Annotated in this window: 12 protein-coding genes, 2 tRNA genes and 1 pseudogene; 7 read left to right on the top strand and 8 right to left on the bottom strand. The window is 42.1% G+C overall.

Translation table 11 applies throughout. The annotated features are described in order from the left end of the window. The first annotated feature begins 602 nt into the window (after positions 1–602). Together NXX38_RS03040 and NXX38_RS03035 are read left to right on the top strand one after the other, a co-directional pair. Positions 603–2,258 carry an ATP-binding protein gene (locus NXX38_RS03040; protein ID WP_195649941.1) on the top strand — a complete coding sequence of 552 codons (1,656 nt, stop codon included), beginning with the start codon at positions 603–605 and terminating at the stop codon, positions 2,256–2,258. Between the two features lie 25 nt (positions 2,259–2,283). Beyond that, a complete protein-coding gene (locus tag NXX38_RS03035) occupies positions 2,284–3,870 on the top strand; it encodes a hypothetical protein (protein ID WP_258978590.1) in 1,587 nt (528 codons plus the stop codon). Positions 3,871–3,974: 104 nt separating this feature from the next. Here NXX38_RS03035 and NXX38_RS03030 read toward each other — a convergent pair. Both NXX38_RS03030 and NXX38_RS03025 read right to left on the bottom strand, forming a co-directional pair. After that, positions 3,975–4,047, bottom strand: a tRNA-Pro gene (locus NXX38_RS03030). Between the two features lie 13 nt (positions 4,048–4,060). Beyond that, positions 4,061–4,133 (bottom strand) — tRNA-Phe (locus NXX38_RS03025). Positions 4,134–4,332: 199 nt separating this feature from the next. Here NXX38_RS03025 and NXX38_RS03020 point away from each other — a divergent pair. Continuing rightward, on the top strand, positions 4,333–5,601 hold the full coding sequence (locus NXX38_RS03020; RefSeq protein WP_258978589.1) for a HAMP domain-containing sensor histidine kinase: 1,269 nt from the start codon (positions 4,333–4,335) through the stop codon (positions 5,599–5,601). A 235-nt stretch (positions 5,602–5,836) separates the two neighbouring features. Here the strand turns inward: NXX38_RS03020 and gadC are convergent. Then, positions 5,837–7,484 (bottom strand): annotated as a pseudogene (gene gadC, locus NXX38_RS03015) (putative glutamine/gamma-aminobutyrate antiporter GadC). A 267-nt stretch (positions 7,485–7,751) separates the two neighbouring features. Here gadC and NXX38_RS03010 point away from each other — a divergent pair. Further along, positions 7,752–8,531, top strand: a complete 780-nt coding sequence (locus tag NXX38_RS03010; RefSeq protein WP_148367046.1) for a potassium channel family protein — start codon at positions 7,752–7,754, stop codon at positions 8,529–8,531. Positions 8,532–8,687: 156 nt separating this feature from the next. On the opposite strand, the gene glsA is transcribed toward NXX38_RS03010, so the two are convergent. Together glsA and NXX38_RS03000 are read right to left on the bottom strand one after the other, a co-directional pair. Then, complete coding sequence (gene glsA / locus NXX38_RS03005; RefSeq protein WP_148367047.1) at positions 8,688–9,653, bottom strand: glutaminase A; 966 nt, start codon at positions 9,651–9,653, stop codon at positions 8,688–8,690. 8 nt (positions 9,654–9,661) lie between these two features. Further along, the gene (locus NXX38_RS03000; RefSeq protein WP_148367048.1) at positions 9,662–11,104 is read right to left on the bottom strand and encodes a glutamate decarboxylase; all 1,443 of its coding nucleotides are present in this window, start codon (positions 11,102–11,104) and stop codon (positions 9,662–9,664) included. Between the two features lie 249 nt (positions 11,105–11,353). Here NXX38_RS03000 and NXX38_RS02995 point away from each other — a divergent pair, with 249 nt between their 5' ends. Together NXX38_RS02995 and NXX38_RS02990 are read left to right on the top strand one after the other, a co-directional pair. Then, a complete protein-coding gene (locus tag NXX38_RS02995) occupies positions 11,354–12,610 on the top strand; it encodes an MFS transporter (protein ID WP_148367049.1) in 1,257 nt (418 codons plus the stop codon). Positions 12,611–12,614: 4 nt separating this feature from the next. Beyond that, on the top strand, positions 12,615–13,511 hold the full coding sequence (locus tag NXX38_RS02990) for a DMT family transporter (RefSeq protein WP_148367050.1): 897 nt from the start codon (positions 12,615–12,617) through the stop codon (positions 13,509–13,511). 56 nt (positions 13,512–13,567) lie between these two features. On the opposite strand, the gene NXX38_RS02985 is transcribed toward NXX38_RS02990, so the two are convergent. The 3 genes from NXX38_RS02985 to NXX38_RS02975 all read right to left on the bottom strand — a co-directional run bounded on the left by NXX38_RS02985 (position 13,568) and on the right by NXX38_RS02975 (position 15,809). Beyond that, on the bottom strand, positions 13,568–13,960 hold the full coding sequence (locus NXX38_RS02985) for an HIT family protein (RefSeq protein WP_148367051.1): 393 nt from the start codon (positions 13,958–13,960) through the stop codon (positions 13,568–13,570). 51 nt (positions 13,961–14,011) lie between these two features. Then, a complete protein-coding gene (gene greA, locus NXX38_RS02980; RefSeq protein ID WP_032844195.1) occupies positions 14,012–14,476 on the bottom strand; it encodes a transcription elongation factor GreA in 465 nt (154 codons plus the stop codon). Positions 14,477–14,657: 181 nt separating this feature from the next. Further along, positions 14,658–15,809 (bottom strand): DUF4369 domain-containing protein, encoded by a 1,152-nt coding sequence (locus NXX38_RS02975; protein WP_074636488.1) that lies wholly within the window; start codon positions 15,807–15,809, stop codon positions 14,658–14,660. Between the two features lie 196 nt (positions 15,810–16,005). Here NXX38_RS02975 and pnp point away from each other — a divergent pair, with 196 nt between their 5' ends. After that, a complete protein-coding gene (gene pnp, locus NXX38_RS02970; RefSeq protein ID WP_004323285.1) occupies positions 16,006–18,132 on the top strand; it encodes a polyribonucleotide nucleotidyltransferase in 2,127 nt (708 codons plus the stop codon). Positions 18,133–18,220: the final 88 nt, after the last annotated feature.

Raw genomic sequence — 18,220 nt, 5'->3', positions numbered from 1 at the left:
AACGGTATGGAAATGAATCAAATGCTTATGATTCTTTTTAGGCACGGATTACACGGATTTCACGGTTTTAGCGTAGTGAGTGCGCAAAGCTACCGTGTAATCCGTGTAATCCGTGCCTAAATTTTATGACTTGTTTAATTCAGAACCGTACGAAAGAGAATCAAATCATGAAAAAAAAACTTATGGATTGATGTGGTTGGTTCAGTAGAAGAAGCTGAACTGATGAAATGTAAATTGTATGCTAATAATGGGACTAAAGTGGTTAGAAAACTTTATATAATATACAGCGGTATTCTGTTGTGTAATTTATACTGATATATTAATTTTTATATCAGACTATAGCTATGATGAGGCCCTTCGGGCTGCTAAAACAATTAAATAATACAAATTAGAAAGTTCTAATAATTTCCTATATTATAGTGTTCATGGGAATTTCAAGCATAAATCATTTCTTTCTGATAGCCTGCATATTAACCTTGGAATATACTGGGCTGAACCTATTCGTTTTGCTGTATGTTCTCTTTACATAGACGAAGGAATCAGAATCGTCACATTTGGTCGGTGAATGTGGCATATTGTTTCACTTTTAAATGTATACGAATATGAAAACTTTATTTGTTTTTCTGTTTGTTTTGCTTGCATTTTACTCCTGTGATATGGACGATCCGATTAATGCAGAAGATTCATTGGTTACAACCGATAAGGAGACTGATGCTATCGAGCTAACTGCCCAATCTGGTAGTTATCTCATCTGGCTTAATGGAGCAAGTGCAGAAACAAAGAAGATTGCAGATCAGCTGCAAGCAGTGAACCACTATGACAAGGCGTTGTCTTTTAACGATTTACCTGGAGTTGATAAGTCGGCAACATTGGTCGCGATGGCAAGAGATACACTGAATGACTTGACTATCGTTGGCAATGTTGCCGATTTTATCGCGGGTACATATACTCCTGAAATGATACAAGATGTTCGTCACAATCGTCAGGGAGTGATCCTGATTGCCAATGACAGCAAAGGCGAAGATTTGAAAGAACAAATGCTGAAACTTTTCGGACTTTATGTAGATAAGGGATATTATAAAGTTAGTTTTCCGCGTGAGCAACGGTATGCTTATTATGATGTGAATGATCCGGATGCTTTGAAGAAACTTTGTGGTACTGGAGGGCTTATTCCCAACACACGTGATATGTTTTCTGCTCCCGGACCTACAGATGATCCATCGGCTCCGGAAGTAACTGCGCGGGCATTGCATGCTATGAAGAAAATTTATATCAGCAACCGTTTTTATGTTTATACTAGCGACTACAAATATCATATGACGGGATATGAGTCGCTTTTGCCTTATACGGCGGAAATTCGGAATTACGTTCCAAGAGATGATAAAAGGTATGATGGGCTGGTAGACAGGGAATGGACTATTGATGTATATAATCTACGCATTTATGCTCCGACCAATGGAGATAATATGATTGCCGTCTACAGTTCGGGTGGCAATGGATTCTCCAACAGGCTTGACAATTCACTGGTATCGCTCGACAATCCACCCATGTATGAAGTTTGGGCACTAATTTGGGGATTGCGTAACAATGCCTATACGAAGATTAACATCCGTGATGGCCAGCGCTCGCAACTGAACCTGAAACTGATTGATTTTGCACCCGGGCTGCCGGAAACCGAAAGTACCATCGGGCATTCGTACAGCAAGAGCGTAGGCTTTGATTTGGGAGTAAGCCCCGTTTTGAAAGGTGATTACTGTTGGGGGAAATCCATCACTTATCAATTATCGGAGATGACTCGGGAGGTGACTCGTACTATCACCGATGCCGAGATGGAGTATTGCTGGAAGTGGTATCCTGAAACTCTCTTTCGGGGTAGTAAGGCTATGAAAGCGAATGGCATGATTGATGGTGCTGCTATGATTTCGCCTGCATGGTATGATATTCTTTACGATCATGTGGCGGGTACTCCAGGTACGGACAATGTTTTCTGCGACTATGATAACGATTTGCAGTTTAATCAAAACCTGCTCAATTACCAACAGGAGTGTGCTATCACTGCTCGGACAACTGGGGCATCGGCAGGTGTGGTAGCTGTTGAAATTACTGATGGGATGGCGTTGCAGCGTGGAGGAGCCTGGTTCACCAGCTGGGGACAGGCCGTCCTACATCCTTTGCCCAGTAGTGCCGGCACAGCCTATGATACAACGGTAGATGTGCATAAAACCACTACCGTATGGATTGATTATAATAATTGGTAAAACGAACTATTAAAAAGGGATTACGATGAGAACAAGAATATTATATAAGACACTCTTGCTTGCAAGCCTTTTTTTCGGGGCATGTGTACAGGATGATATCAACGATGATCCGGTGGCTAATTATAGTAACGAAGAAAAGAAAGATGTCGTCCTGATTCGTATGGGAACCGATGATGCTGAAGTAAAGGATATCACTTCCCGCCTGTTTAACAACATTCCTGCGTCTTGGGAGATTGGGAAAAAAACGATTGTTGACTATGATAAAATGGCAGATCCGGAGACGGAGCTTAATACTGATATTAAGAACCCGGATATCTATGCGACGGTTGTATTAAATATCAATGATGTGATTTCCGGCAAATATCCGGTATCTTTATTTCGTATGCTGAAGTTTTATAAACGGGATTTCTACATTATAGCAACCGGGACTACGCAGGATCAAAAAAATGAAATGCTTTCTTTGATAGGGGTATATATGGAACCGGGCTATTATGGTATCAACTATGATAACGTTCAGCATTATCGTATCTTCCCTTCTGCCGATCCCTATGCTAAGGATAATATGATAGGCAAGGGAGTGAAATCTTTCAGCCGGAGGTTATTGACCCATTCTGTCGATAATCTGCCTGAAAGTCTGGAATTAGATCCCGGATACAATGCACAGATGGCTGACAAAGAAGCTTTGAAACGTATTGAAATTTATAATCGTATTTATGGCTATGCTCAAGGAGATATGAATTATTCCATGCAAGCGGTTCCTTATAAGATGAAAGAGGGCGCCACTCCGGATGTGATAATAGATAATGCTTGGTCAATAGATGCCTATAACTTTCAGATATATAGTAAAAACAATAACTGCATATTGAGTGTAACAAACACTGCCGGCAATGGTTTTACGGCTAATATCAAGGATTATACAACTCCCAAGGGGATTGATGTATATGCTTATATCTGGAATATGATGCGGCAAGCATCCAGTGAGGTGACAATTCACTCTGATGGAGGTATTTTTCGGGAAGTCAGTTATCAACCGCAAACGGTGAATCATGGAGCTAGTTATACAGAGAACTCTTTTTGGAAAGTATCTGTTGAAGTATCGCCCGTCAAGTTGACAGAGAAACCTTGGGAAGCTCTTCAAGTATCATTTGGCAAAGAGTCATCTACAGATGTATCTTATAAAACTCTGTCCATGGATTATTCTTGTAAAGGACAATTTGGAAACGGGGTGTATAGTAAACTTTGGCAATTTATTCCCGGTGAGTTTTACGACAAAGCGGAAGCTTTTGTTTACGAAACAAGCGAAGGAAAGCGATGGATTGATGCTGCGCAGGCTATGACCCCCAATTACGTGACATGGGGAGGTTATACGCTACGTCAGAACTATTTAAGCCATATCAATAACAGTATGAAATTACATCAACAACAGTGTATCTATTCTTTGAGTTCAGATGCACAGCCCGGTGTCGTTTCTGTTGTCATTACTGATGCCATTGATCTGCAAAAGTCTTATGTGCATTATAACTGTGGTATCCGCTATGGGCACGATTCAGCCAAGACAGATCTCAAAATGACGAAGATGGTCTGGATTGATTTTAGACAATGGGATAATTGAAAAGCTATTAGATTAATATAGGGTAGCCGTCCCGATTTCGTCCCGGCTGTTATTGAAAAATCGGGGATAACTTTCTGCTAATCAGCTAGTTAACCCCGATTTTGTCGGAATGAGGCGACTCGAACGCCCGACCCCTACGTCCCGAACGTAGTGCGCTACCAACTGCGCTACATTCCGATTGCTTAAGAAGTGGTGCCACCAGGAATCGAACCGGGGACACAAGGATTTTCAGTCCTTTGCTCTACCAACTGAGCTATGGCACCTTTCTCGTTTGCGGGTGCAAAGATAAGTATATTTTTTAATACCGCAATAACTTAAGGGGAAATTTTTACCAATTTTAGACTCGTAGAAATATAAATGCATTTTTGCTAGAATAAATATGTAGATAAACAGCTGTTTGTGCGACATATTTTATAAATTTACGGACTGAAACGATCAAAACAATATAAACACTCTATTACTATGTCATTACTGGCGATTATTGTTATAATAGTTTTGTTAGCTGCCTTCATTTATATGTGGGCAAAGTGTCAGTCACTCCAGAAAGAGGTGCATTTGAAGGAAAACAAAGAGAATGAACTTAAAAAGTTGGCTCTGGTTTTGCAGAACATCAATGCTTACTTTTTATTGATTGACAAAGATTTTGTAGTTTGTGATACCAATTATTATTCTTTGAACCATCTTCCAGTTCAGGTAGGTGGAGTTACAAAAAGAGTGGGGGATTTGCTGCATTGTAGAAATGCGATTGCAGCCGGTGAATGTGGTCAGCATGAACAATGCAAACTATGTTGTATCCGTGCGTCTATCGGTAAGGCTTTTTGCAAGAAAGCAAGTTTTAAAAATCTGGAAGCTTCCATGAAGTTATTGAGTGAGGATGAAACGAAAGTGACTCCTTGCGATGTATCGGTATCGGGTACTTATTTGAATATTCATGGCGAAGATTATATGGTGTTGACTGTTTATGATGTGACGGAGCTGAAAAATGCGCAAAGGCTACTGTCTATTGAAAGAGAACATTCTGTTTCTGCCGATAAATTGAAATCTGCCTTTATTGCTAATATGAGCCACGAGGTACGTACACCGCTAAATGCGATTGTCGGATTTTCGGGCTTGATGGTATCGGCTTCCAGTGAAGAGGAACGAAAAATGTATGCTGATGTTATTGTAGAGAATAATGAACGCTTGTTGCGCCTGGTGAATGATATTTTTGATCTTTCTCAAATAGAATCGGGAACAGTAGATTTTGTTTATACAGATTTTGATGCCAATGATTTACTAAGAGAGTTGGAGGGAATTTTTAAAACGAAATTGAATAACTCGTCGGTGGAATTGGTTTGTGAGGCACACATACAACCTATAATGATGTATTCGGAGCGGGAACGTATCATTCAGGTATTGTCCAACCTATTACATAATGCAATGAAATTCACCGAATCGGGTGAAATTCGTTTTAGTTGTAGCCAGAAAGGAACGGAAGAAGTTTGTTTTGTTGTGTCCGATACAGGCATTGGCATACCGGAAGAGGAACAGAAAAAAATATTCTCACGTTTCATAAAACTCGATCGTGAAATGCAGGGGACAGGACTTGGGCTGACTCTTTCACAAACGATCCTCCAAAATCTGGGTGGAAGTCTCGAACTTGATTCGGAAATTAACCGGGGATCTATTTTCAGCTTTGTGTTGCCACGGGTGATAAAGCCGGAACGGATAAAGCCACAGGCAATAAAATAAGATTCTTCAATCGACAGGTATTGTATCGATTAAATGATGGGGAACATACTTCTAAATAAGAAGGCTGGAGAAAATCCCCTAAAATAAATCACCCTCACTACAACCGTGGAGTGCATCCCAAAGGTTTTATAACTGACTTTAGGGGAGCACTTCACTGTAGTGAGGGTAATTTTATAAGTTCAAGGCTGTTTGAATAACCTCTTACTTTTTTGTGAACAGGATGGACACTTAGTCTTTACGACTTAGGTGCATCCTTATCTTTGTCTCCGGTTCCCGGAGATGCTTTGCCGGAAGTAGAATTTCCACTGGATGTAGCAGAACTGCTGTTTGATGGAGTAGCACCGGAGGCGGTGGCACCAGAGGATGCCGCATCAGAAACTGCTGTACTTGTCCCGGTTGCGCCTCCTGTATGTACAGAAGTTGCGGTAGGACGGGCAGCATTAGTGTTATTTGCACTGACATTGACAGTGGCTGGTTGAGCTTGAACTTCCCAGTGGAACGGTTCGAAATTAGAGTTAGGATCTACCCAAGACGGTTTCTTGGAAGCGTAGATAATAAACGGAGCAACAACAACGATAATAGCACCGATAATCAGTACGGAGAACCAAACGGTGTTGCTACCTGTAGAGATCTGGCTGGGCGGGATGAAGCTGAGGATAAAGGCAAGTAATGATCCGCAGAAACCAAGGCCACCGACAAACCACATCAGACCGTTGCCGGATTTACCGATACGGAACGGACGGTTGAGTTTCTTCATCTTATAACGCAATGCGATAGCTCCGGAGAACATCAACAAGTACATAATCAGATAAAGAATAACTGTCAGCTGTGACAGAATCTGATAGGAAGCTCTGTACGGACGGCATGACAACGAACAACAGACTTAATACAGTTACAGCGATACCTTGTACGAACAGGATATTCTTCTGTACACCCAGTTTGTTTGTTTTCTGGAAGAACGGAGGCATATATCCGGCTTTGCCTACGGCAAATATACCTTTTGACGGACCGGCAACCCATGTTAATACACCAGCCAGTACACCAAATGCAAGGGCGACGGCAATGATTGGTGACAACCAGGAAGCATGGATATACTTGAAATAGTTGTCGAAACCGACAAGCAGACTTTGAGTCAGGTTGATATCTTTTGCAGGGATAATCACACCTAATGCAAAAGTACCCAAAACGAAGATCAACACTGTGATAAGTGCACCGATGAATACGGCTTTCGGATAATTTTTAGAAGGATTCTCTACGTCTTTTACGTGGATACCCCCCATTTCCATACCGGCATAAAACAAGAAGATACTGGCAGCAAGAACGACATTGTCAAAGTTGGTAAAGTCGGGGAAGAAGCTGCTATTGAAATCCATATTGGAATGTCCGCCGCTTGCCAGATAAATGATTCCCAAGATAATCAGCAGGGCAGCCGGGATAATTGTACCGACCATACCACCGACTTTGGCAACTTTACCTACCCAGCTCATACCTTTCAGGGAAATGAAAGTAGCCAGCCAGTAGATGATAAGTACTACGACGAGCGTATAATACTTATTGTTTGCCAGTGACATGTCATGTACGTCATTCATTCCGATGAAAGCGATAGATACGGCACCAAACGTTAACACTGTCGGATACCAGATCGTACTTTCGATCCATTGTACCCAAATGGCGAGGAATCCCAGCTTTTTGCCGTAGGCTTCGCCTACCCACCGGAACACACCACCCTGTTTATCCTGAAACATCGCCGCCAACTCGGCTGCAACGAGCGATGTAGGGATTAGAAAGACAATAGCTGCAAAAAGATAATAGAAGGCCGAACTCATTCCATATACGGCCTCGGCTGGTAGTCCACGCAAGGATACTACTGCCGTAACATTCATGATAGCCAGGGTAAACACGCCTAGCTTCACTGCATTTTTAATATTCGCCATAAGTTAAGGTTTTAAGTGAAAAATATTTTAAAGTCAGTGTTATAACAACATTTTGCGTGAGATGTTTCCGCAATCTCTTTCAAAGTTCGTTAATTAACATCCCCGAAATGGGAGATTGTAATCCCGGATTTACTTCTTCCGAAACAATCGCTTTCTTCGATTGTTTCTAAACCATCTAAATAATATATGAATCATTTTATTATAAACTAAGTAGTTATGAAATCAGCGCTTTCAGATTTTATTTCCGGGAAAAAGGGAATCTATGGTATTCTTCACATTATTATATTAATAATGTCCCTATTCCTGGTTATCAGTATCTCGGTGGATACTTTTAAGGGAATACCGTTTTATACACAGTCTTCGTACATGAAAGTACAGCTATTTATCTGTCTTTGGTTTCTTTTTGATTTTGTATTGGAGTTCTTTCTGGCAAAACATAAGGGACGTTATTTGCGGACGCATTTTATCTTTTTATTGGTGGCGATTCCTTATCAGAATATTATCGCTTATTATGGGTGGACATTTTCGGATGAGATCACCTATCTGCTCCGTTTCATTCCTTTATTGAGAGGAGGATATGCACTTGCCATTGTGGTCGGCTGGTTGACTTACAACCGGGCATCGAGCTTGTTTGTTTCTTACCTGACGATGTTGCTGGCAACAGTCTATTTTTCCAGTCTGGCATTTTTTGTGTTGGAGCATCGGGTGAATCCTTTGGTGAATGGTTATGGAGATGCTTTGTGGTGGGCTTTCATGGATGTCACTACCGTCGGCTCGAATATCATAGCGCAGACGGTGACCGGACGTGTACTTTCCGTTTTGTTGGCTGCTTTAGGCATGATGATGTTTCCTATCTTTACGGTTTATATAACCAATCTGATTCAGCAATCCAACAAACGTAGAAAACAATATTACGAGGAGGAGGAACAACAGAAAAAGGCTTCCGCACAAAAAGAATTGGCGGAAAAAGCAGCCGTGCAAAAAGCAAGTACATAATAATGTGCTTGCGGATAAGGGCAAGAACAATAGTATTCGTTACTAAATGAATGAACTCCACCTTGTCCCCCCAAAAAAAGGTATGGGGAATAGAAAAAGGTTACTATCGGGAGATAGTAACCTTTACCTTTCTTATAAAAGAGATAGAGAGAGTTTTTAGTCAACAACGGTGATGTGGTTGTTGCTAAATACATTCAATTCCAGCTTGTTCATGATGTATTGAATAGCTAACTGCGCTTTCACGGAGTTGCCCGAACCATCCAAAGGAGGAGCAAATGCGGCAATACCGAACTGTCCGGGCAGAACACCCATCACACCGCCACCTACACCTGTTTTAGCAGGAATACCGGAAGTATACATCCAGTCGCCGGTATGTTCGTAGAAACCTACTGCGGCAATCATGGCAGTGATCTTGGGAGCTAGTGCGGCATCAAAAACCTCTTTTTTAGTCACAGGGTTCACACCACCGTTGGCGATTGTACCAGCTGCAATGGAAAGCTGCAATGCAGTAACTCCCAATGAGCATTGGCGGGTGTAAAGGTCTAATGACATATCCGGGTCATCATAAATCCGGTTGTAATTCTTCAGCAGCCATGCGATAGAACGGTTGTTGAAGTTGGTGTCCGATTCAGATTTGTACAATTCATCAATCAGTTGCGGGGCACTTCCGCATAGGTCTGTCACATTTCCTACGATGGCCTCCCATTTCCCGGCAGAGTCTCCGATAGGTTTCACCATGCTGCAGGCAGAAATGGCTCCGGCGTTTACCAGGGGAGTAGACGGATGGTCGTTCTCCAGCAAGATAGCGATGATTGAATTGAAGGGCAAGCCTGTTGCGTCCGCTCCAATCTTGTCCAAGATTTCTTTAGCACCGTATTGGCGCAGTGCCAGGATAGCCGTATGCACTTTGGATACGGATTCTATACCGAAGCGATAGTCTGTGTCTCCCACATGGATGGTCTGCCCGTTGAGCAGGCAGACGCTGATTCCAAAGAGATCCTTGTTGACATTTGCCAGATAAGGAATATAGTCGGCATTCTTGCCGCCGGTATTGGTCTTTACCTGATCGTATGCCTCCTGTACCACTTCTTTCAATTGAGCGAGTGTTACTTTTTTATCCATAGATCCTTTTATTTTTTTACGGTTTTACGGCGACCACCGTGGTTGAACATCTTGGCTTCTACCGGAAGATTCTTTTCTTGAGCCATGCGGGTAGGAGTCGGATATTCCAGTTTTTCCAGTTCGGCGATGGCATTGTTGATGTCGCCCAGAAGCATATCTGCCATGTCGCGGCTGAATCCCTGACGAACAACGACACGCATCACTACATAATCTTCCAGTTTAGAAGGCAATGTGTAAGCAGGAACCATCCAACCGTGTTGAGACAATTTGTCTTGCAAATCATACAAAGTCCATTTGGCGTTCTTTGCATATTCCGGTTTCATATACCAGATGAATAGTGGGTTCACGACATCTTCGGAGTAGTTGACGAATGGAACCATCTTAGCTATTTCGCTATGGATATATTTGGCAATTTGCAGAGAGTTGTACTGCACTTCTTTGTAACCCTGGAATCCTAAACGGATGAATTGATAATATTGTCCCAGAATTTGTGCGGCCGGACGAGAGAAGTTCAAACCTACCTGTGTAATGTTGGCTCCCAGATAATTGACGCTGAATGACATTTCTTCGGGCAGATATTCTTTGCCTTTCCAACAAACCCATCCGAGTCCCGGATATACCAAACCAAACTTGTGGCCCGATACACTGATAGAAAGTACCCATTTCAAACGGAAGTCCCATTTCTTTTCCGGATACAGGAACGGAAGGATGAAACCACCACTGGCGGCATCTACGTGGATAGGAATGTCATAACCGGTCTTGGCATTGTAAGCATCCAGAGCTTTGTCCAATGCTTCGACATCATCATTCAGTCCAGTCCATGTAACACCTTGAATCGGTACGATACAGATGGTGTTTTCATCACACATTTTCAGAGCTTCTTCGGGGTCAAGAGTGGTTTTTTCAAGTGTCAAAGGCACTTCACGCATTTCGATCTGCCATAACTGTGCAAACTTTTCCCAAACAACCTGGAAACCTGTAGAAATAACAAAGTTTGGTTTATCAAACGGTTTGCCCTGTGCTTGTCTTTTCTTACGCCAACGCAACCAGGCAGCTACACCACCCAACATACATGCTTCTGAAGAACCGATAGCCAAAGCACCTGTTTTCCAAGTCTCTTTTTCAGGAGAGTTCCACAAGTTGGCAACGATGTTGATACATTTGCCGTTCATCACAGCGATACGCGGATATTCTGTTTCATCAATGTAGTTGATGTTGATGGCCTCATTCATCAGCTTGGTAGCATATTCGTCCATATAAGTGGTAACGAAAGTAGCCAGATTCAAACGGGGCTGAGTTTGAGCAAATGTTTCATCTTTCACCATTTGATAGGCGACTTCAGGAGTAGTAGGTCCATCAGGTATTTTCTCTACCGGAGAGGGTTGTAACATTCTGTCTGAACCAAATACATCGGTTTTTGCATCACCTTTTCTGAAATTTAAATCTTCCATACTAATTTGTTTTTTTTTAAGGTTTAGGGCGATGGGGATTTTCCCCGTCGAATTTCCCACAACAACAGCAGATAGGTTTGAAAGTTTCCGGCTTTTACATTATTTGGCGTTTATTAAGGGGGTGGGTTTGCCTGCACGGAAGAACTTCCCGGGATGCTTTTAAAGCAATGAAGCCCGGATATACGTTTTTTGAACTTTATAAGAAGACTATTGTTTTCTTCAAACCTAAACTTTTAACGAATAAGCATTATGAAGATACAGACGGGACGGGGAACAATTCCCCTTATTACTTTAATTGCTATCTGGTCTATTTCGGCATTGACTTCATTGCCGGGACTAGCTGTTTCACCTATATTGGGTGATCTTACGAAGATATTTCCGAAAGCTACGGATTTGGACATACAGATGTTGACTTCGCTACCATCACTGCTCATTATTCCTTTTATATTGCTGGGGGGTAAACTGACAGAGAAAGTCGATTATGTCCGTGTATTAAAGGTCGGACTCTGGCTTTTTGCCGCGAGCGGCATTTTGTATCTGATTTCCAATCGAATGTGGCAATTAATTGTGGTAAGTGCTTTGCTCGGTATCGGTTCCGGTTTGATTATCCCTTTATCTACCGGATTGGTTTCCAGATACTTTGTAGGAACCTATCGGGTGAAACAGTTCGGATTAAGCTCCGCTATTACTAATTTCACGTTAGTGATAGCAACTGCCGTAACGGGCTATCTTGCAGAAGTCAGCTGGCATCTGCCTTTCCTTGTCTATCTTCTCCCATTGATTTCCATTCTGCTGGTAGGACATTTGAAAGAAGACCGGACGGGAGAAGTCGCTTATACACCCTCTCCTTCCTCTTCTGCAGATACTACAAAAGACAACGAAGCCTCCGAACAATCTACTTCCATAGATATAGGAGGCAGTAAATACGGTATTCACATCAAACATCTGATAGAGTTGATGCTCTTTTATGGGGTGATAACCTATATTGTGGTAGTAGTGATTTTCAATCTGCCTTTCTTAATGGAGAAGCATCACTTTTCCAGTGGTAATTCAGGATTGATGATTTCGCTCTTCTTTCTGGCTATCACCGCTCCGGGTTTCTGTCTGGATAAGATCGTAGCCCTGCTGAAAGGACGTACGAAAGCATACAGCCTGCTGTCAATAGCGTTGGGACTGCTATTAATCTGGATAGCTCCAATCGAATGGCTGATTATTCCCGGATGTATCCTGGTTGGTTTGGGATATGGCATTATTCAGCCTATGCTTTATGATAAGACCACGCAGACTGCCTTACCGCAAAAGACTACCTTGGCTTTGGCATTTGTGATGATGATGAATTATCTGGCTATCTTGCTTTATCCCTTTATTGTCGATTTTTTCCAGTGGATATTCCATACCCAATCACAGGAGTTTCCTTTTATCTTTAATCTTCTGATAACTATTGTCACTCTTTTCTGGGCATATCGGCGCCGTAATACCTTTTTGTTTAACGACCAATTGAAATAAAAAAATGAAGAATAAGAAACTGGAGGCCAATCTTAGCATGGCTGTCTCGAAAGTATTTAGCGGTTTAAATATGAATGCCTTAAAGTATCTTCTGCCTTTGTGGATGAGTCCACTGACGGGAGCCGCGCTTCGTTGCACATTTGCAGCGGCTGCTTTTTGGGTGATCGGGTGGTTTATGCCTCCGGAGAAATCGTCAGCCAGAGATAAATGGCTCCTCTTTCTGTTGGGGGCTTTGGGACTTTACGGTTTTATGTTTCTCTATCTGTCCGGATTGAGTAAAACAACTCCTGTTTCCAGTTCCATTTTTACCAGTCTCCAGCCTATTTGGGTTTTTCTAATGATGATATTCTTTTATAAGGAGAAGGCGGGCGCTAAAAAAATAATAGGAATTTCTATCGGTCTGATAGGAGCGTTGGTTTGCATCTTAACCCAGCAAAGCGATGATTTGGCCTCTGATGCTTTTATGGGGAATATGCTTTGTCTTCTTAGTTCTGTGGTGTATGCTGTCTATCTGATTCTTAGTCAGCGCATCCTCACGGCCATTGGAGCAATAACGATGTTGCGATATACCTTTTCCGGTGCTGCCGTGTCTGCCATTATAGTCACATTTATTACAGGATTTGATGCCCCGGTATTCTCCATGCCGTTCCATTGGACACCTTTCCTTATTCTGATGTTCGTATTGATTTTCCCTACCACTATCAGTTATATGCTGCTGCCTGTCGGTTTGAAATATCTGAAGACAACGGTCGTTGCTATTTACGGTTATCTGATTCTGATTGTGGCGACCATTGCCTCCCTTGCTCTAGGACAAGATCGCTTTAGTTGGACGCAGACGTTTGCAATCATCTTTATTTGTATTGGAGTTTATCTGGTTGAAGTAGCCGAAAGTAAAGAATAGTAAAGAAAAAAAGGCATTCCATCACGGAATGCCTTTCATTATTTCATCATCATGTTTTATAGAGAGGAGTTGATTGCTTGTGCTATGGACTTGAATTCCTCGTCCGACAATTTCAGTTTCGGATTCGAAAACAGCATATCCGATTCCTTTTGAATAGGAATTAAATGAATATGTGCATGAGGCACTTCCAGTCCGATAACAGCTTCACCTACCTTTCGGCAAGGGAATGCTTTCTCAATGGCACGGGCTACTTGCTTTGCAAACACATGCATAGCAGCCAGGTCTTCATCGCTCAAATCGAAAATATAGTCTACTTCCTGTTTGGGCACTACCAATGTATGTCCCTTTACCAACGGATTGATATCGAGAAAAGCAAAAAACTTTTCGTTTTCCGCTACCTTGTAGCAGGGTATCTCGCCTGCGATGATTCTACTGAATATTGTTGCCATAACTTTTATTGATAAATTAAGGCAAGCCCCACACGGAGACCTGCCTTTACGTTAAATTGATATGTTTACTACTTCCAGTGCAATTTTACCTTGTGGAACAGTGATTTCTGCTACATCACCCACTTTCTTGCCAAGCAGACCTTGTGCAATCGGGGTATTAACGGAAATCTTTCCTTCCTTCAGGTTAGCTTCACTTTCTGAAACGATGGTATAAATCATCTTCATGCCATTCTTTACATTCTTCAGTTCCACCTTATTTAAAATCTGTACGGAATCTGTTTTCAATTTAGATTCATCGATGATTTTTGCATCTGCAATGGTAGCTTTCAATTTGTTGATACGCATTTCGAGCATACCTTGCGCTTCTTTTGCTGCATCGTATTCAGCGTTTTCAGACAAGTCTCCTTTATCTCTGGCTTCGGCTATTGCCGCAGAGATCTTCGGGCGTTCCACTGTTTCCAGTTCCTTCAGTTCCGCCATCAGTTTTTTGTAACCTTCTTCTGACATATAAGCCATGATGTTTTCCTCCTTTAATTGTTTTAAATGGTCATATAAACAAAAAAGAATTCCAACATGAGCCATGTTGGAACCCTCTTTTCATTATTTCTTTGCAAAGATAGCTTTTTATGTGATACGTGTCAAGTGAAAAAAGATGCTATGTAACATATTTAAAAGAAATATGCTAAATTATAACAACTTAGAGTAATGACTTGACAGCTGCTTCCAAATCCTTAATATCTTCGCCACGAAGCTTCAATTCGTTGTTACGATTAATCAAAAAGATAGATGGAACCTGACGAACATTATATACAGCTACGTTGGTAGAGTAAACTCCGTTTCCATCGCGCACACAGACCCATGGAAGGTTGTCTGCCGCTGTTTTCCAGTAGTGTTCGTCCGCGTCGAGAGATACCTGGTATATTTCCAGTCCTTCTTTAGCGTATGTATTATATAGTTCGCGAAGCATCAGGTTGTGAGGAGCTCCGGCAGGTGACTGGAACACAGAGAAATCAAGCAAAACGACTTTGCCTTTCAGGTCGGTCAGCTTGCGCACATTTCCTTTCACATCACGCAAGGCAATGTCGATGATGCCGGTTTCTACGATCTTATCCTGTGGAATTTCCAGTGCTTTCGTTTGCGGTTGGCGCGTGTTCTTCATTCCTTTGATTACAATATTATAAAGGTTTTTGGAACGTACCGCATGAGGGAACGAGTTGTTGAGGCTCGTAGCAACAGCAGCGAAACATTTCACATCGTCTTTATTGTTCAACGGATCGAATATCAGATAATTATTGAGCTTCTGGAACAGGGCAAAGTAAGCCGCAGCCGTGTTGGGAGCAGCGAAAATATAGTTCACCTTGACATCTTCCTTATAGTTGTTGAGCAATGTTGCCAAGCTATCTTCGAACACATCGTGCCCTATCCTGTTGCTGCGCAAGGATGCCAGCAAATCGTCCACCTCTTTTTGAAGGCGGATCTGCTTCAACGTCAGTTCTTTGATTTTATTGCTGTTTTCCGAACCTTCCACCGCATAAGCAGTAGAGAAGTCCACATACGGAGCTTTGATCTGGATCGTTTCGATAGAATCTACAGAAAAATTGATGATTTTGTCGTCAATCCGCAAACGGTAAAATTCGGGTGACTCAGGACGAGGCTGCTTGAAACTGAATGTGCCTTCCCCTTTCAGCTTTACTGAATCGAGCGGAACAATACCTTCCAGACCGGAAGCTTCGAGATAAAGCATTTTACCGTCGGCTCCTGATACATCCCCGTTCACCTGGAATTTAGGGCCGGAACTACAAGCAGTAATAGTAAGTGCGGCGAGCGCTGCAAAAGTAACCTTTTTCATATAGTGTGTGTTATTAACGAGATGCAAATATACTTCTTTTCGAGATTAGTCAAAGCATTTTGCTGTGTTCTTCATCCTAATTTTGAAAAAAAATCAGTTCACCACTAACTTTTTACCTCATTTCCACCTGATTACCACGATAAATGTATATCTTTGCAGGAATTTTGAAAGAAAAAGTATAGATAAAACAATTTTTATGATTAACCCAATTGTTAAGACAATCGAGTTACCTGATGGAAGAACCATCACACTCGAGACGGGAAAGTTGGCAAAACAGGCAGACGGTTCTGTAATGCTCCGCATGGGAAATACCATGTTGTTAGCTACTGTTTGTGCCGCTAAAGATGCAGTTCCCGGAACAGATTTTATGCCTTTACAGGTAGAGTACAAAGAAAAATTTGCGGCATTCGGCCGTTTCCCCGGTGGTTTCACCAAGCGAGAAGGTAGAGCTTCTGATTATGAGATTCTGACTTGCCGTCTTGTCGACCGTGCTCTCCGTCCTTTATTCCCCGATAATTATCACGCAGAGGTATATGTAAACATCATCCTCTTTTCTGCTGATGGTGTGGATATGCCGGATGCATTGGCAGGACTTGCCGCTTCTGCAGCACTTGCCGTTTCAGATATTCCTTTCAACGGACCGATTTCTGAAGTACGTGTAGCACGTATCGACGGTCAGTTCGTTATCAATCCTACTTTTGAACAACTGGAAAAAGCTGATATGGATCTGATGGTAGCCGCTACTTATGAGAATATCATGATGGTAGAAGGTGAAATGCACGAAGTATCCGAAGCTGAATTGCTGGAAGCAATGAAAGTAGCTCATGAAGCTATCAAGGTTCATTGTAAAGCTCAGATGGAGTTGACTGAAGAGGTTGGAAAAACAGTGAAACGTGAATACAACCATGAAGTGAACGACGAAGATTTGCGCAAGGCTGTTCGTGAAGCATGTTACGAAAAAGCTTATGCTGTTGCCGCTTCCGGAAACAATAACAAACACGAACGTTTTGCTGCTTTCGAAGCTATCCGTGAAGAATTTAAAGCTCAATTCTCTGAAGAAGAGTTGGACGAAAAGGGTGCGTTGATCGACCGCTACTACCACGATGTAGAAAAAGAAGCAATGCGCCGTTCTATCCTTGACGAAGGTAAGCGTTTGGATGGTCGTAAGACTACTGAAATCCGCCCGATCTGGTGTGAGGTTGGTCCTCTGCCTGGTCCTCACGGATCTGCTATCTTTACTCGTGGTGAAACACAATCACTGACTTCTGTAACTCTGGGTACCAAACTGGATGAGAAGATCATTGACGATGTTTTGGAACACGGAAAAGAACGTTTCTTGTTACATTATAATTTCCCTCCTTTCTCTACAGGCGAAGCAAAAGCACAACGTGGTGTAGGCCGTCGCGAAATCGGTCACGGTCACTTGGCTTGGCGTGCTTTGAAAGGACAGATTCCTGCTGACTATCCGTATGTAGTACGTGTGGTTTCAGATATTCTCGAATCTAACGGTTCTTCTTCTATGGCTACTGTATGTGCCGGAACATTGGCATTGATGGATGCTGGTGTGAAGATCAAGAAACCGGTATCAGGTATCGCTATGGGATTGATTAAGAATCCGGGCGAAGAGAAATATGCTGTATTGTCTGATATTCTGGGTGACGAAGACCACTTGGGTGATATGGACTTCAAAGTAACAGGAACAAAAGATGGTATTACGGCTACTCAGATGGATATCAAGGTAGACGGTCTGTCTTACGAAATTCTGGAACGTGCTTTGAATCAGGCAAAAGAAGGACGTATGCACATCCTGGGTAAGATTACTGAAACAATCGCTGAACCACGTGCCGACCTGAAAGAACATGCTCCACGCATTGAAACGATGACAATTCCTAAAGAATTTATCGGTGCTGTGATCGGCCCTGGTGGAAAGATCATCCAAGGTATGCAGGAAGAAACAGGTGCTGTGATTACTATCGAAGAAATTGATGGTATGGGACGCATCGAAGTTTCCGGAACAAACAAAAAATGTATTGATAATGCAATGCGCATGATTAAAGCAATCGTTGCTGTTCCTGAAGTGGGCGAAGTTTATAAAGGTAAAGTTCGTTCTATTATGCCTTATGGTGCATTCATCGAATTCTTGCCGGGCAAGGATGGTTTGCTGCACATCTCTGAAATTGATTGGAAGCGTCTGGAAACAGTAGAAGAAGCTGGAATTAAGGAAGGTGATGAGATTGAAGTAAAACTGATTGATGTTGACCAGAAAACTGGTAAATTCAAACTTTCAAGAAAAGTGTTGATGCCAAGACCGGAAAAGAAGTAAAAGAGTCATATCTTCTATATAATGAATAGTCTGAAAACTTAGTTTTCAGACTATTTTTTTAATTCCACTTCTCAGAAAGTATAGTATC

The sequence above is a fragment of the Bacteroides sp. BFG-637 genome (assembly GCF_024793605.1).
In the GTDB taxonomy this organism is placed as follows: Bacteria; Bacteroidota; Bacteroidia; order Bacteroidales; family Bacteroidaceae; genus Bacteroides; species Bacteroides vicugnae.
Note: the sequence above shows the minus strand (reverse complement) of the source record. Positions and strands in the feature narration are given on the sequence as shown.

What these genes read in the sequence shown, in the direction of transcription:
- NXX38_RS02990 (WP_148367050.1), top strand. Translation starts at nt 12,615, where the DNA reads ATGAAGAATAAGAAACTGGAGGCCAATCTTAGCATGGCTGTCTCGAAA.
- NXX38_RS02975 (WP_074636488.1), bottom strand. Translation starts at nt 15,809, where the DNA reads ATGAAAAAGGTTACTTTTGCAGCGCTCGCCGCACTTACTATTACTGCT.
- glsA (WP_148367047.1), bottom strand. Translation starts at nt 9,653, where the DNA reads ATGGATAAAAAAGTAACACTCGCTCAATTGAAAGAAGTGGTACAGGAG.
- NXX38_RS03040 (WP_195649941.1), top strand. Translation starts at nt 603, where the DNA reads ATGAAAACTTTATTTGTTTTTCTGTTTGTTTTGCTTGCATTTTACTCC.
- greA (WP_032844195.1), bottom strand. Translation starts at nt 14,476, where the DNA reads ATGGCTTATATGTCAGAAGAAGGTTACAAAAAACTGATGGCGGAACTG.
- NXX38_RS02995 (WP_148367049.1), top strand. Translation starts at nt 11,354, where the DNA reads ATGAAGATACAGACGGGACGGGGAACAATTCCCCTTATTACTTTAATT.
- NXX38_RS03035 (WP_258978590.1), top strand. Translation starts at nt 2,284, where the DNA reads ATGAGAACAAGAATATTATATAAGACACTCTTGCTTGCAAGCCTTTTT.
- NXX38_RS02985 (WP_148367051.1), bottom strand. Translation starts at nt 13,960, where the DNA reads ATGGCAACAATATTCAGTAGAATCATCGCAGGCGAGATACCCTGCTAC.
- pnp (WP_004323285.1), top strand. Translation starts at nt 16,006, where the DNA reads ATGATTAACCCAATTGTTAAGACAATCGAGTTACCTGATGGAAGAACC.
- NXX38_RS03000 (WP_148367048.1), bottom strand. Translation starts at nt 11,104, where the DNA reads ATGGAAGATTTAAATTTCAGAAAAGGTGATGCAAAAACCGATGTATTT.
- NXX38_RS03010 (WP_148367046.1), top strand. Translation starts at nt 7,752, where the DNA reads ATGAAATCAGCGCTTTCAGATTTTATTTCCGGGAAAAAGGGAATCTAT.
- NXX38_RS03020 (WP_258978589.1), top strand. Translation starts at nt 4,333, where the DNA reads ATGTCATTACTGGCGATTATTGTTATAATAGTTTTGTTAGCTGCCTTC.